At 52.6% G+C, this 15589-nt stretch carries 13 protein-coding genes; 2 read left to right on the top strand and 11 right to left on the bottom strand.

The window, feature by feature from the left end; translation table 11 throughout:
• Nucleotide 1: 1 nt before the first annotated feature.
• The 6 genes from guaB to DPO_RS05845 form a co-directional block, all read right to left on the bottom strand.
• Nucleotides 2-1471 carry an IMP dehydrogenase gene (gene guaB, locus DPO_RS05870; protein WP_006964832.1) on the bottom strand — a complete coding sequence of 490 codons (1470 nt, stop codon included), beginning with the start codon at nt 1469-1471 and terminating at the stop codon, nt 2-4.
• A 219-nt stretch (nt 1472-1690) separates the two neighbouring features.
• Entirely contained in the window at nt 1691-2959 is a 1269-nt protein-coding gene (locus DPO_RS05865) for an ABC transporter permease (protein WP_006964831.1), read from the bottom strand.
• Nucleotides 2956-3672, bottom strand: coding sequence for an ABC transporter ATP-binding protein (locus DPO_RS05860; RefSeq protein WP_006964830.1), 717 nt, complete (start codon nt 3670-3672; stop codon nt 2956-2958). Before DPO_RS05860 ends, DPO_RS05865 begins: the two co-directional genes overlap by 4 nt.
• Nucleotides 3669-5189 carry an efflux RND transporter periplasmic adaptor subunit gene (locus DPO_RS05855; protein WP_006964829.1) on the bottom strand — a complete coding sequence of 507 codons (1521 nt, stop codon included), beginning with the start codon at nt 5187-5189 and terminating at the stop codon, nt 3669-3671. Before DPO_RS05855 ends, DPO_RS05860 begins: the two co-directional genes overlap by 4 nt.
• Complete coding sequence (locus tag DPO_RS05850; RefSeq protein ID WP_006964828.1) at nt 5189-6967, bottom strand: TolC family protein; 1779 nt, start codon at nt 6965-6967, stop codon at nt 5189-5191. Before DPO_RS05850 ends, DPO_RS05855 begins: the two co-directional genes overlap by 1 nt.
• Entirely contained in the window at nt 6967-7941 is a 975-nt protein-coding gene (locus tag DPO_RS05845; RefSeq protein WP_006964827.1) for a PGAP1-like alpha/beta domain-containing protein, read from the bottom strand. Before DPO_RS05845 ends, DPO_RS05850 begins: the two co-directional genes overlap by 1 nt.
• A 52-nt stretch (nt 7942-7993) precedes the next feature.
• On the opposite strand from DPO_RS05845, the gene DPO_RS05840 reads away from it, so the two are divergent.
• Nucleotides 7994-9094 carry a 6-phosphofructokinase gene (locus DPO_RS05840; protein ID WP_006964826.1) on the top strand — a complete coding sequence of 367 codons (1101 nt, stop codon included), beginning with the start codon at nt 7994-7996 and terminating at the stop codon, nt 9092-9094.
• A 20-nt stretch (nt 9095-9114) separates the two neighbouring features.
• Here DPO_RS05840 and DPO_RS05835 read toward each other — a convergent pair whose 3' ends face one another.
• The gene (locus tag DPO_RS05835; protein WP_006964825.1) at nt 9115-10050 is read right to left on the bottom strand and encodes a universal stress protein; all 936 of its coding nucleotides are present in this window, start codon (nt 10048-10050) and stop codon (nt 9115-9117) included.
• Between the two features lie 150 nt (nt 10051-10200).
• Here DPO_RS05835 and DPO_RS05830 point away from each other — a divergent pair, with 150 nt between their 5' ends.
• On the top strand, nt 10201-10809 hold the full coding sequence (locus DPO_RS05830) for an L-threonylcarbamoyladenylate synthase (protein ID WP_006964824.1): 609 nt from the start codon (nt 10201-10203) through the stop codon (nt 10807-10809).
• Here DPO_RS05830 and sppA read toward each other — a convergent pair.
• The 4 genes from sppA to hisC form a co-directional block, all read right to left on the bottom strand.
• Nucleotides 10747-11646, bottom strand: coding sequence for a signal peptide peptidase SppA (sppA, locus tag DPO_RS05825; protein WP_006964823.1), 900 nt, complete (start codon nt 11644-11646; stop codon nt 10747-10749). The genes DPO_RS05830 and sppA overlap by 63 nt on opposite strands.
• Nucleotides 11647-11760: 114 nt before the next feature.
• Nucleotides 11761-13632, bottom strand: a complete 1872-nt coding sequence (locus tag DPO_RS05820) for a 30S ribosomal protein S1 (protein WP_006964822.1) — start codon at nt 13630-13632, stop codon at nt 11761-11763.
• A gap of 139 nt (nt 13633-13771) precedes the next feature.
• A complete protein-coding gene (gene cmk / locus DPO_RS05815; RefSeq protein ID WP_040011654.1) occupies nt 13772-14422 on the bottom strand; it encodes a (d)CMP kinase in 651 nt (216 codons plus the stop codon).
• Nucleotides 14419-15507 carry a histidinol-phosphate transaminase gene (hisC, locus tag DPO_RS05810; RefSeq protein ID WP_006964820.1) on the bottom strand — a complete coding sequence of 363 codons (1089 nt, stop codon included), beginning with the start codon at nt 15505-15507 and terminating at the stop codon, nt 14419-14421. Before hisC ends, cmk begins: the two co-directional genes overlap by 4 nt.
• Between the last annotated feature and the right edge of the window lie 82 nt (nt 15508-15589).

The raw sequence follows: 15589 nt of genomic DNA, 5'->3' as shown, positions 1-15589 counted from the left end.
CTCAGCTGCTTTCCACGCGGTAATTGGGGGCTTCCTTGGTGATCACCACGTCATGGACATGGCTTTCCTTTAACCCGGCAGCCGTGATTTTTACAAACCGGGCTTTTTCATGCAGGTCCTCGATGGTGACAGCCCCCAGATATCCCATACCGGCTTTGACACCGCCTACCATCTGAAGAATATTCTCCCGGATGGTGCCTCGATAGGGAATCCGGCCCACAATGCCTTCGGGCACCAGTTCCTCGGCATCTGACGTGTCTTTTTGATAATACCGGTCAGACGATCCTTTTTTCATGGCTTCCACAGACCCCATGCCCCGGTAGGCTTTATAGGAACGGCCCTGGTAGATGACGATTTCACCGGGGCTTTCATGGGTGCCGGCCAGAAGGCTGCCCAGCATCACGGAATGGGCCCCGGCGCCTAAAGCCTTGGCAATGTCTCCGGAAAATTTAATGCCCCCGTCAGCGATGATGGGCACTCCGGTCTTTCTGGAAATATCCTTGCAGTTCTGTATGGCGGTGAGCTGGGGAACCCCCACCCCTGCCACGATGCGGGTGGTGCAGATGGACCCCGGACCGATCCCGATTTTCACGGCATCCGCCCCGGCATCGATCAGGGCTTGGGTTCCTTTTTCCGTGGCCACATTGCCGGCCACCACCTGGGCATCGGGAAAATGGTGTTTGATCTTTTTCACGGCATCGATCACATTTTTGGAATGCCCGTGGGAGGTGTCAATGACCAGGGCATCCACCCCGGCACTGATCAGGGCCTCCACCCGGGTCATCATGTCCGACCCCACGCCCACGGCCGCTCCGGCCCTCAGACGTCCATATGAATCTTTGCAGGCATTGGGGTATTTTTTTATTTTTTCAATATCCTTGATGGTGATCAACCCCTTGAGTTTGCCCTGACTGTCCACCACCAGCAATTTTTCAATGCGGTGTTTATGCAGCATGATTTTGGATTCTTCCAGGGTGCACTTTTCAGTCACTGTGACCAGGTTTTCACTGGTCATCACATCTTTGGCCGGTTTTTCCAGCTGGGTTTCAAACCGCAGGTCCCGGTTGGTGACAATGCCCACCAGTTTTTCACCCTCAACCACCGGAATGCCGGAAATCCGGTATTTGGCCATGATGTTGAGCACTTCTGAAATGGACACGTCCGGGTGAATGGTCACCGGATCCACAATCATCCCGCTTTCCGATTTTTTGACCCGATCCACCTCAATGACCTGGTCCTCGATGGACAGATTTCTGTGAATAAACCCCAAACCGCCGGCTCTAGCCATGCTGATGGCGGTCAAGGCTTCAGTCACGGTATCCATGGCTGCCGCGACAATGGGAATATTGAGTTCAAGTCCCCGGGTCAACCGGGTTTTGACCGATACTTCATCAGGAAGAATCGCGGAAAAATCAGGTACCAGCAGGACATCGTCAAAAGACAGTCCTTCATCCGGTAATATTTTGGACATAACTTGCCTCCAGAAAGGAAAAAATTTGTTTATTCATACCATCGGAGCAGCCTTGACAGGAAGGTGAAAAACAACAGCCTGAAATTGAATCCCCCAACCGGTATTTATAAACACAATCTTTTAACAAATTTGGATCTTCAAGGCAAGATCTTATATCCCTTGACGTCGGTGCTGGCGGTGGGACACCAGCGGTGCCCCCTCCGGGGGGCGGCCTTGTACCTACTCATGCCGCAAAGCCACGATCGGATCCACCCGGGCCGCCCGGGCCGCCGGATACAACCCGAAAACAATGCCGATACCCAGACTCACACACAACGGCAGTAAAATGCCCATGGGTGTGATGACTGTGGGCATTTTCGCAAACCAGGTAATAAAAAAAGGAATGGCGACCCCCATTGCCAGTCCCAGTATGCCGCCCACAAAAGACAATACCATTGCCTCGATCAAAAACTGGATGATGATCTGTTTTCTTTTGGCACCGATGGCCCGGCGGATACCGATTTCCCGGGTCCGTTCCGTCACCGATGCCAGCATGATGTTCATGATGCCGATACCGCCCACCAGCAGGCTGATCCCGGCAATGGCTCCCAGCACAATATTGAAGGTACGTTTGGTGGCTTCCGCCTGCTTGAGCAGGGCCAGGGGGACCTGGATCTGAAAATCCTTTTTTTTGTGAAACAAAGACAGCATGCGCTCAATGGCCCGGGCCGAAGGTTCCACCTGATCCAGGGATGCCACCTGAACAATGATCTGATTGAGCTCCACTTTTTCTCTCAGGCGCGACCCGGAAGACATTTTTATCACCACATCGCCAAAATAGGACATGGCCGTGGTAATGGGGATATAGGCATCGATTTCCCGGTCCGGGATCTGCATGGCCCCGGACGCGCCGGTTTCATTTTTGACAATACCGATCACGGCAAAACTGTCCACCCCTAAGCGAATGGTCTGGCCGATGGTCTGCCGGGTGGCCAGCAGTTTTCTGGCACCGAATTCCGTGAGAACCACCACCGGCGATTTGGCGGCCAGATCTTTTTGCATCAGGGTCCGGCCCCCCAGCACAGGTCTGGGAATCACCTCAAACCACTGGTCACTGGTTCCCACCACCCGCAATTCCACGGCCCGATGTCCGATCCGGGCCTCTTTGCGCACCAATTTGACAGGCACGTTTTTTTTAACGGAAGAAAAACTCTGGGCGATCCGTTCATGATCCATATAAGTCAACCCATAGATACTCATGAACGACGGGGTGGTGCCGGCCGCGTCTTCTTCCGCCGGTTTGACCGATGAAATCAGGATATTGTGGCTGCCCAGTTTCCGGATCTGTTCCAGGGCTTCTTTGCTGGCCCCCTCCCCCACGGCCAGCATGGCCACCACGCTGCCCACCCCGAACACCACCCCCAGCATGGTGAGAAATGACCGCAGCTTGTGTAGCAAAAGCGTCTGGATGCCCGAGGACAATTCCCTGGAAAACTGGATCTGTTTCATGTCACTTTTTTGTCCATCTTCAGGATACGCCCGTCTTTCATATAAAGCCGATTTTGGGCATATTCAGCGATTTGGGATTCGTGGGTCACCATAATAATGGTTTTTCCCCCGTCATGGAGGGATCCCAGCAATGCCATGATCTGTTCACTGGTTCGGGTATCCAGATTGCCGGTGGGTTCATCCGCCAGAATCAGTTCCGGGTCCGCGGCCAGGGCCCGGGCAATGGCCACCCGCTGCATCTGCCCGCCCGACAGTTCAAACGGCCGGTGCGTCAGCCGTGTTTCAAGTCCCACCATGGATGCCAGATTTTGGGCGTGGTTTGCACTTTTTTCCTTGTCCCAGCCCAGATAGTACAGCGGCAGCTCAATATTGCGCTGCACCGTGAGCTGGGGAATCAGATTAAAACTCTGGAAAATAAACCCGATATGCCGCAGCCGGATATCACTTAAGGCATCATCGGTATGTGCACTGATATTTCTGCCCTGAAACAGGTACCGGCCCGAAGTCAGACGGTCCAGGCATCCGATGACATTCATCAAGGTGCTTTTCCCGGACCCGCTGGATCCCATAACTGCCCAGAAACTACCCTTTTCAAATGCCACATCCATTCCGTCCAGGGCTGCCACCTGCTGACGGCCCATGGTGTAGATCTTTTTTGCATTTTCAAGACAGATCAGTGATCTGGAAGCATCATTGGCTTTGTCCGACGTCATGATCCTGTTTCCTGCTCCGGGAGAGGGACAGGGGCCGTCAAAGGGGCGGCATCTTTGCCCGCATCCTTGAGGGGCGGGGTGAGCAGTACAATATCACCGGTCTTCAGCCCATCTTTCACATGAATCAACCGGTTGTTGTCCAGACCGATCTCCACCTGCCGGGGAACAAATTCATTGCCGGCTTTCACATATACCGTGGGAATGCCCTGGACCTGAAGAACCGCCTGAACCGGCACGGACATCACATTGTCATGGGTCTCCACAATAATTTGGGCCTGACAGCTCATGCCGGTTCTCATATCTTTGTCATTTCCATCCAGAAAAATCTGGGTGGTGAATACTTTCAAATCCGGATTCATCCAGATGCTCTGGGCATCGGGCAGCGGGGCGATATGCATGATTCTGCCGGAAAATTCCCGGCCGGGCAACGCATCCACAGTCACTTTTGCCGGCATACCTTTCCGGACTTTTTTAAGATTGGATTCATGGATGGCGACTTCCGCATTGCTGGAACTGGCCGTGGGCAGATAGATCAGTTCCTGGCGCTCCCGGATATCCTGGCCTTCCTGAAGCGGTTCCGTATTTCTCCTAAACATGCCGCCCTGGGCGCTGGTGGCATAAATCACCAGTCCCTGGGCCGGAGAAATAATTTTTGTTTTTTCCAGCTGGGTCAAAATTTTTTCCAGTTTGTCCTTCTGTCGTTTAAACTCGGCTTCTCTGGCTTTGAGCTCAGCCTGGGCCTGCACCACATCGGCCCGGGCTTTGCGCCTTGTCCGCTCCAGGGCCATCTCGGCCTGACTGACATCACTTTTGCGCTGGGCCAGATCCCGTTGGTTGGTATAATTGACCAGCAGATCCAGATTGTTTTCTGCCAGGGTCAAATCCAGAGCCTTTTTTTTCTCAGCCAGTTCATCGGCTGCCAGCTCAGTCTGGGAAATAAATTTTTCTTTATACAGGGTTTTGGACCAATCCAGCCGTTCCCTGGCCCGGGCCAGTTCTTCCTGGGCCAGGGTGATTTCTGCGTTGGCTTTCTGCAATGCATTGGGATATTCGCCATCCGTGTATTTTTTCAAGTCCTGGCGGGCAAAATCCAGGGTCAGTTTTGCCAGATCCAGGTCGCTTTGGGCCTGGTTCTCCACCACTGCCAGGGTTTCGGTGGCATTGACAAATGCGGCGTCCGCATTCTGCACCTTGATTTCCTGATCGATTCTTGCATCCATCAATGCACTGGCATCCAGTTCCACCAGCAGGTCCCCTTTTTTCACCTGGGTGCCCTCGGGAATCAGATAGAGAATGGACGTTTTTCCCTCCACCTCGTTTTTGATGATCAACTGCTCCCTGGCCTTGATGGTACCGGACTCCACCAGATCGATGGTCAACGGCCCGGATCTCACCTCATACACGGCATTTCGGGACAATGGTTCAGGAGAGTCCGAAAATCGGTGCCACAAAACCAGAAAAAAGGTTCCAAGCACCACCAGCACTACCCCCCAAATCTTTAATTTTTTGCCTGACATCAAAACGATCCTTTTGGTGAATATTCCTGCCACAACCCGGTATCCGTGACCATAAGCACTCCCATATCCCGTTGAATCTCCAGCTCCGCGATCCGGTAATTGACCCTTGCCGCCGTCAGATTGTTCTGGGCAGCCAGCAACGCATCCTGGGCTTCCAGCAGATCCCGGGTTTCAGCCCTGCCCGCCTCCATGAACAACGAAATACTTTTCACCCGCTTTTCCGCCAGAGCCACGGCCTGGGCCTGGATAAACAAGGTCTGTCTGGCCTCGAACAATTCCCTTAACCGGCTGCGTATTTCGATTTTCAGGGTGTCTTCCAGTTTCTGAACCTCCCGCACCGCCTGTTCCAGCTGAATGAACCGGTTGCGGTAGGTCACTGCTTCAGCGGTTCGCTCAAACGGCAGATCCAGGGTCAACAACGCGGAGAAAACCCCTTTGTCCGTGCGAAGCCGGGCATTGTCAAGATCTGCGGTGGTGATGGTTCGCCGCTCCCCCAGGGAGGCCGATCCCAGAAACGTCAGCTCAGCGCCCAGGGCATCGGCTGCCACCACCACGGCCCGTTGGGCATCAAACACTTTTCCCTGGGCCACCTGCAAATCCCGCCGCCGGGCCAGGCCCAGAGAAATGGCGGTTTGCTCGGACAGCTCCAAAGGACCGGGAACCTCTGGGTCCCGATGTAAATCATCCATTTTTTCCATCTGCCTGAGAGGTGCCATATCCAGACGGATTTCAGCATCCGGCGGCAACCCCAGCAGCATTTTAAAGGAATCCATCTGCTTTTTGAACGCCTCCTGGGCGGAAAGCCATCGCTGCCTTGCCACCAGCTGAGTCTGGACGGACTGATCCACCTCGATCTCCTTGAGCCGGCCGGCATCACCCAAACGCCGGCTTCGAAGCGTCAGTGCCTGGCGCCTTGTATAGTCATCCCGGGCATTGTCTACCGTGTCCATCTGCTGTAACAGGTTCAGATACTGACGGCCCACAGCCACAGCAAATGTTTGTTTGAATTGCTCGAATTCCAGAATGGCATACACCAGGTTCTGCTCGGCCTGCCGCAGGGGTTCTGTGACAATATGCCGGCCTGATCCCCGCAGCAACGGAATAGACAGACTGGCATCTCCGAGAAGTCCCAGTGACGAATTGCCTCCGCTGAACAGCAAAGAGGCCAGATCCGCCGCCAGAGATGCCGTCAATACAGGTCCGCTTTCAAACCGGCGTTCACTGGTCATTTCCATACTGGAGCGGGTCCCTTTCCGGTCGGGATCCGTGGACAGATCCGCACTGAACAGCTGTTGCACCTGCCCGATGACCTTATTTCGAAAAAAATCCTGCTCCAGATACAGGGCCAGACCTGCCTGGAACACGGCTTCTTTCCTGGTTTGAAACTCAAAACTGTTCTGGGCACCGATTTCCAGAGATTGAAACAAAGACAGGGTCAATGGGGATGCCTGTTTTTCCCGATGGGTATCCGGCGTCTGGATGGCTGCGGGAAACCCGGGTTCCGGCCAGTGGGGAATTTCCAGCAGATGACCCGTTCCCAGGGATGCCGGCCCGGCAACCGGCAAAGACAGCTGTTGAAGCAGTCGCCGCCGCAACGTGTCTCCGGGTTTTTCAATGCTGAATTTTGATTCTTTTTCAAGTATCTGTGAGCGGGTTTGGGTCACCCTCTGCAGGGCAGCGGCATCCACATCCCGGCGGAACGCTTCAGGGGTCCGGCACCCCGCAGTCAGTCCAAGCAAAAAAATCAGAATTATGATTTTAAAAACAGAAGCAGTCATCACTCAAGTTTGGCCAGTATTTCAGGAATTGCCGGAGGGACCCGGGTGCTTGCGCGGGTCAGATTCCGGATCATGGAAAAATGATTGCCCGGCACCCGGATCAAAGGCAGGTCATTGAGCCGGGTGGCGTTCACAGAGACCAGGCCGTCACCCAGCATATTTTTCACATCCGTGGGTTCCCGGGAAAAAAAAATCATTCCCGCAATGATATCAATGGGCACATCCCCGGGAAATGGCCGCTGATTCAACTGAGTCAGAAACCGGCTGCCGGGCAGAAGATCCACCCCGGCCGCACCCGTACCGTCCAGCAGGCAGTGCAGCCAGTGGGTGCCCGGCTTGAACAGGTGAAATATCTGGTCCTTGATCTCGGTGATGATCCGGAACCTTGCCATTTGTGCGCCCTGATTCGGGGTTCCCACCAGAATGAGCCGTTTGACATCCGGCACTTTTCCAGCCGCCGCTGCTTGTGAATAATTTATTTTTGGACAGGTGAGCATATCCCGGGCCACCAGCCCGCCCATGGAATGGGCCACAATAAACACCGGGGATGAATTTGTTTGTGCCAGCTTTTGCATGCTGTCAAAAAAGAAGTTTGAAGATGCCCGGATGGCCTGGTCATTGGGGTAAGACATAATGAACACCTGGAATTGATTTTTCCAAAGGATCGGAGCCAAATCATCCCACATGATGCCCGGGTCATCCAGGCCGTGGATCAGAATCACACGGCCTGGAAAAGATCGATCTTTGGACGCATCTTCAGGACGAAAAGGATGGATTCCCTGTCTTTGGGCCAAGTTGCGGGCGGCTTCAGGAAACCAGGTCTGGACCTTGAGGTGAAACGCATGTCGAAGCTGCTGCTCGTTGGGCAGTATGATCCGGCGGCCCGACTGAAACACCACCACCAGAAATACCAGCAGCAGAAAGGCGGTCCACCCCTTGTGCCGCCGGTAAAATGTATTGTCTGAACCCGTCATATCTGATAGCATGTCCTGAGTTTGTTTGCCTTAAAAATACACTAGGAAAGTCATGAACACCACCCATAAAAAAAAGAAAATAGGCATTGTCACCGGTGGCGGTGACTGCCCCGGTCTTAATGCGGTTATCCGGGCCATTGTCAAAGCCGCTGCCCTGCAGGGATGGGAAAGCATCGGTATCCACGGCGGCTATGACGGGCTCCTGACGCCCATGAAAACCCGGCCCCTGTCCATCAAGGATATGGACGGCCTGCTGGTCCGGGGCGGCACGATTTTAGGCACGGCCAGCAGCGGCCCTTTTTCCGCTAAAACCGGGCAGGGAAAAACCCGTCAAATCGATTCCAGCATTCTGGCCCAGGCAAAGACCAACTTTGACCGTCTGGGCTTGTCCGCCCTGGTAGCCATTGGTGGAGACGGCACCCTGACCGTGGCATTGCAGATGCATGAGCATGGATGGCCTGTGGTGGGCGTTCCCAAAACCATTGACAACGACTTGGATGCCACGCTCATGACATTCGGGTTTGACACCGCAGTCTCCTGTGCCGTGGATGCATTGGATCGGCTTCACAGCACGGCCCAGAGCCATGACCGGGTCATGGTTTTAGAAGTCATGGGCCGGTATGCCGGCTGGATTGCGGCACAGGCCGGTCTGGCCGGCGGGGCTGACGTCATTCTCATACCTGAATTTCCGTTTAATTATGATGCGGTGTGCCGAAAAATCAACGCCCGTGAGACCGAGGGAAAACTGTTCACCCTTGTCATTGTGGCGGAAGGCGCCAGCCCTGCCGGTCAGGATTTAATTGCCGGCTTTGCAAACCACACAGACCGGGAAATCCGTCTGGGGGGCATCGGGGAGCAGGTGGCCGAAGAAATCCAGTCAAGAACCGGGAAAGAATCCCGATGCGTGGTGTTGGGCCATTTGCAGCGGGGCGGTACACCCACGCAGTTTGACCGTCAATTGTGCACCCGGTTCGGGGTTTATGCCGTTCAGATGATTGCCAGAAACCAGTTCGGCATGATGGCCGCGTTGACCGGGACCGGGATTGCGCCGGTCTTTCTGGCCGATGCCGTAGACCGGATCCGCACCGTGCCCCGGGAAGGGGAACTGGTCATGACCGCCCGGGCCTTAGGTATCAGTTTCGGAGACGGTTAAACGGCCTGTGCGCTTAAGTCTTATGGAACGATCCAGACGGCAATATCTGATGCATGACTGATGATCTGCCTGGACACGGATCCCATGAAAAATGATTTATTGATACCCCGCCGGCCGATGACCAGGGTATTGAATTTGTTTTTTTCCGCATAGGTCACCACATCCTGCCCGATACGTCGGGAACCTTGCAGCGTATGAACATCCACCTGATTCTGTGACAGTCCCATCTGTTTAAATTTATCCATGGCCTGGGGGTAGAACTGATCCACACAGGCCCGATCCTTTTTTTCAATAATCTGGACAAATTCGGGATCGTCCTCCAGGTTGATTTCACAATAATTATGGGCTGTGTTGGTGACATGGATCAGTGTGACGTGGACCTCTTTATTTTCCGATATCATGAATCCCACGTGATCCACCGCCCGCAAGGCATCTTCAGATCCGTCAATGGCCACCAGAATCTTTTCAGTCGAATTCTGCCCCGCATCTTTGTTCACCATCCATACGGGGATCACCTGAGATCGTTCCAGAATGGCTTCGGAAACGCTGGTATCAAAAAATTTGTGAATCCCTGATACGCCCCGTCGCCCCACCACAATGGCATCCATCATTTTTTTCTGGGCATATTCGATCACATCCTGTGCCAGTCCCAGTTCCCGGGGCCGGGTCAACAGACGGATACGATCTTTTGGAAAACCGGCATCCGTCATTTCAGATTTAAGCCGGTTCAGCAGTTCCATGGCTGCGGCTTCATTTTTTTTCAACACCCGGTTCATCTGGGCACGGACATGCATATCCCTGGCCGCTTCTTCTTTAAGATACAATGACACCGGGGCCTGCACATGATACAGCACACAATGTAAATCCTTGATAAAAGACGATACCCGGGCCGCATACCTGACTGCCTGCAGCGAAGTCCGGGATTGATCCACAGGAACGAGAACCTGTTTTTCCATACAGCCCTCCTTTTTTAGAAATGATCTATTACAATAACGTTACTCATATCCCGGGGTCAAGTCAAGAATGACACATGGTTTTTCATTTGCCGCTAAGGCCAGATGTGCTATATTGATAGATTGAATTCAATTTATACAGGAAACCCGCTCATGCTGCTGAAAATAAATCCGGACAATCCCCAGGAACGACTGGTTTCCCGGGTCGTGGATATCCTCAGAAAAGGCGGTATCATCGCCTATCCCACAGATACATTCTATGGTATCGGCTGTGATATCATGAACAAAAAAGCCATAGAACAGGTGTATGCCATCAAACAGCGCAACCCCAGCAAACCCTTCAGCTTTATCTGCCCGGACCTGAAAGATATCGCCACCTATGCCAAGGTATCCAATATCGCTTACCGGAATATGAAACGATTACTGCCGGGCCCGTACACCTTTGTGCTGCCGGGATCCAGGATGGTGCCCAAAATCATGCTCACCAACCGGAAAACCGCCGGTATCCGCGTACCGGACCACAAGATCGCTTTAGCACTGGCCTTAGAACTGGGCAACCCCATTATCTCCACTTCCGCCACAGATCCCGAAGGCACGGTGTTTCAGGACCCGTCTTTGCTTCATGATTATTTCGGCACCCGCCTGGATGTGGTCATTGACGGAGGACCGGTACCCGGAACCGCTTCATCCGTGATCTCCTTAATGGATGATGTACCGGAGATTATCCGTTATGGTGCCGGAGATATTGAGATCTTTGAATAAGGTCTGGGTCATTTTTCGCAGCACCGATATGGGATTGTCTTTCGGATACACCGGAACCGGCTCCTGATCCATTTCTGCCAGTTCTGCGGCCCAGACCACCGCATCGTCCAGATTTCCCAGGCGGTCAACCAGATTCAGGTCCAGAGCCGTCTGCCCGGTATAAATCCGGCCGTCTGCAATTTCACCCATTATTTGTTTTTCTATATTCCGGGCCCGGGCCGCATCCGATACAAACTGCTGGTGAAGCTCATCCACCAGCTCCTGAAGCAATTGCCGCTCGTTGTCTCCCAGTTCCCGAAACGGGGAACCCAGGTCCTTGAATTCACCGCTTTTGATGACCCGAGGCGAAATCCCGATTTTTTGCACCAGTTCCGTCAGATTGACATGTTCCATGATCACGCCGATGCTGCCGGTAATGGTTCCCGGATTGGCCACAATGGCCTGAGCCCCGGCAGCGATATAATATCCGCCGGACGCTGCCACAGATCCCATGGAAGCGACCACGGTTTTCACCGGCCGGGTTTTCATCAGTTCCCTGAAAATCTCCTGGGAAGGTCCCACCCCTCCGCCGGGGCTGTCCACCCGGACAACAATGGCTTTGATGTCATCATCATCCCGGAATATCTTGATATTTTCAATCACCTGCCTGGAAGATAGAATCGGACCGGTCACTTCAACGATACCGATATTGCCTTTGGGTTCATGAAACGTACCGGCAGTGGAGAACACCATGCGGGAAACGGAAAAAACCACCAGCATTCCGCCCACGCACAGAACTGTGGCACAAGCGGTTAGAATCAGCAGGAAAAACAGGATGGGATGACGTCGTGAAAACATGAACAAAGCCTCCTTTTCAAATCATACACATATATAAAGGGCCGGGCAAAATGAATATTTGCCCGGCCCTGAACCGTTTATCAACACATGGATGTAGATTGAAAACCGCTGTGTTTACTTATCTTTCTTGTTTTCCTGGGTTTTATTGGCTTCAATCTGCTCCTGGATGTTGTTGCGCAGAATCTCTCCAAAAGAAGAGGTTGCCGGTCGCATGTTCTTGGCAAATTCCTCCAGATATCTGTCATCATCGTCATCTTCCAGGCGTTTGATGGAAAGCCCGATGCGGCGTTCATCTGAATTGATGTTCATGACCTTGGCAGTGATGCTGTCTCCCACCTGGTAGTGGTCTTTGGGGCTTTTGACATTTTCTTTACTGATTTCAGACACATGCACCAGCCCTTCAATGCCTTCTTCCAGTTCCACAAACACGCCGAAATCCGTTAGATTGGTGATGACACCGGAAATCTCCTTGCCCACTTCATATCGCTGGGCAACTGTTTCCCAGGGATCCGACTGGGTCTGTTTAATTCCCAAAGAGAACCGTTCATTGGCCTTGTCAATATCCAGAACCACGGCCTGAATCGTATCTCCTTTTTTATAGACTTCAGACGGATGCTTGATCCGTTTAGTCCATGAAATATCAGAAATATGCACCAGCCCGTCAATATCATCGTCAATACCGATGAACAGGCCGAATTCAGTGATGTTTTTGATTTTACCTTCAATGATGGTGCCCACGGGATATTTCTGGGAAATCACTTCCCAGGGATTTTCCTGGGTCTGCTTGATTCCCAGAGAAATTCGCCGGTTATCCGGTTTGAGATCCAGAACCACGGCCTCGATTTCCTCTCCCACAGTGACCATCTGGGATGGATGCCGGATTTTCCGGGTCCAGGACATTTCACTCACATGGATCAGCCCTTCAACCCCTTCTTCCAGCTCAATGAACGCACCGTAGTCGGTCAGGCTGACCACTTTACCCATAATTTTCGAACCAATGGGATATTTGTCCACTGCCGTGGTCCAGGGATCGGGTGTCAGTTGTTTCATGCCCAAAGATACACGCTCTTTTTCAAAATCATAGGACAGAATCTTGACCGTGATTTTATCACCCACCGAATAAAGTTCAGACGGATGTTTCACACGGCCCCAGGAGATATCGGTGATGTGTAGCAATCCGTCCACACCGCCGAGATCCACAAAGATGCCGTATTCCGTGATATTTTTGACGATCCCTTCCATCACCTTGTCATTTTCAATGGCTTCCAGGGTGGCGGCCCGCAGTTTTTCCCGTTCCGCTTCCAGCAGTACCCGCCGGGACAGAACAATATTGTTGCGTCTCTTATTGTACTTGAGAATCTTGAATTCATAGGTTTTGTTAACCATTTCATCCATGTTGCGGATGGGACGCAGATCGGCCTGGGATCCGGGCAGAAACGCCTGAAGGCCGATATCCACGGAAAATCCGCCTTTGACCCGATTGGTGATAACGCCTTCAATGGTGCCGTCTGCATCATAAATCTCCTTGATGGCATCCCACACCTTGACTTTTTTGGCCTTGTCACGGGACAGAAGCACGGTTTCCTCTTCTTCGTCCCAGACTTCGATCATAACCTCGAACTGATCACCCACCTTGACATTGACATTGCCTTGCTCATCAATGAATTCCTGAATAGAGATCCGGCCTTCTGATTTATATCCCACATCCACCAGGACCATATCACGGCCCACGGATATGACAGTGCCGGTGACGACCTGCCCTTCCTCAAATTTTTTGAGGCTGGATTCATAAATGCCCAATAATTCTTCCATGGTTTCTTCACCGGTGATTTCCGTCTCCGGTGACAGGGCATTCACTTCTTCGATTGCATTGGATTCTTCCTGGGTATCCAATTCAGTGTCCCGGGCCTCGACGTCCACGTTTTGTGTCTCTAACTCTTCAGTATTCATTTCCTGGTTTTCGTTCTCTTCAGCAATGTTGTTCATTAATATTAATCCCCCTAATCGAATTTAGTTACTCGCATCCCTGGATGGTCAAAATGGGTCAAAGAATGCGGGTACAATTTACCTTTATAGCAATCAGTAAAAAAAAAATCAATAAGATAATCGATAGTTTTTCTTGATTCTACAGATGTTTGAGCATCTCTTCCACCACCTGGGGTGCCGTCAGCCGGGAAGAATCGATCAGAATCGCATCCGACGCGGGTTTCAACGGAGCCTGAGTCCGCCGGATATCCTGGTTGTCCCGGGTGGCCATATCGGCCTGAATTCGGGATAAATCCTTTGCCGGATCCGGGATTTCATCAAACCGACGCCGGGCCCGAACCGCCAGATCCGCTACCAGAAAAAACTTGACCGTGGCATCGGGAAACACCACCGTGCCCATGTCCCGGCCTTCAAATACCGCATCCTGCTGCCGGGCGATCCGGCGTTGAATATCCAGGAGCGCGGACCGGACCGCCGGTCTGGCCGAGGTCGCAGAAGCCAGCATGGTGATTTCAGGTGTACGCAGAAACGGCGTGATATCGTTGCCTGAAGACAGAACCCGCATTCCCTCGTTTTCCAGTACCACACTCAAATCCAGACCCGATACAAATGCATCCAGTGCCGCATCGTTTTCCCAGCAGATGTGTTGCCGATGGATTTCAAACGCTACAGCCCGGTACAGGGCACCGGTATCCACCCGGACACAGTGCAGCTGCCGGGCCAAAAGTTTACTCACCGTTGTTTTGCCGGACCCGGCCGGGCCGTCAATGGTGATGATTCGATAAGTCATGACAGTTCCGCTTTCAATGCTGCGATGCATGCCTGATTTTCCTGAAAAGTGCCTGCGTTGATTCGTAAAAACGTGTCAAACCCGTAGGATTTCATGGACCGGACAATCACCCCGTGGTGCAGCAGCCGGGTGAACAGTTTTGTGGCATCGGTTTTTACATCCACCATCAAAAAATTGGCCTGGGTGGGCAGGGGATCCAACCCGAGTGAGGACAACTCCCGGGTCAGAAAATCAATACCCTGGTGCACCGTGTCAACACTTTTGCTCAGGAAATTCTGGTCTGCCAGAGCCGCTTCTCCTGCCACCTGGGCCAGCCCGTTGACATTGAACGGCTGCCGGATACGGTTGAGAATCTGTGCCGCCTCCTTGTCCATGATGCCGTAACCGATCCTGAATCCGGCCAGGCCATAGGCTTTGGAAAAAGTTCGCAACGTCACGATCCGGGGGTCTGCCAGAGGGGTGTCCAGGGAATTATACACAGCCGGATCCCGCACAAATTCCATATATGCTTCATCCACCACGATCAGCACATCCGGCGGCACCTGATCGGCAAATGCGGTGAACGCGTGTTTTGTAATGATACTGCCGGTAGGATTAAAGGGATTGGTGACAAACACCAGTTTGGTTCTGGAAGATATTTTATCAAGCATGGCTGACAAAGGGGTGTCGAATCCGGACAATGGCACCATCACAGGAGCGCCTTTGGCGGTTTTCACACTGATTTCATACATGAGAAACGAGGGCAGCGGCATGACTGCGTAATCGCCCGGGTTTAAGAATGCATGGGCCAGCAGAGCGATCAGATCATCCGACCCGTTTCCCAGAACGATATTGTCCGGGCCTACTTTGTGATACCGGGCCAGGTTTTGGCACAGATCATGGGCCACCGGCTCAGGATACCGGTTCATGTGATGCAAATTTTTCATGACCGCATCCGTGACCTGGGGTGAAAACCCCAATGGATTCTCATTGGATGCCAGTTTCACTGCAGACTCAATGTTGTACTCCCTTTCAAGCGCCTTTAACGGCTTGCCCGCCTCATAGGGTTTGATGGAGGCGATGGATTCACTGATTTTGAACAACATGCACAAAATTTCCTTCCAAAAAAAACAAAAAACACAGATAAAATAAAAAATTGTTGCGGTCAGGCATTCACATAGTTAGGAT

This window comes from Desulfotignum phosphitoxidans DSM 13687, assembly GCF_000350545.1.
Classification (GTDB): domain Bacteria; phylum Desulfobacterota; class Desulfobacteria; order Desulfobacterales; family Desulfobacteraceae; genus Desulfotignum; species Desulfotignum phosphitoxidans.
Note: the sequence above shows the minus strand (reverse complement) of the source record. Positions and strands in the feature narration are given on the sequence as shown.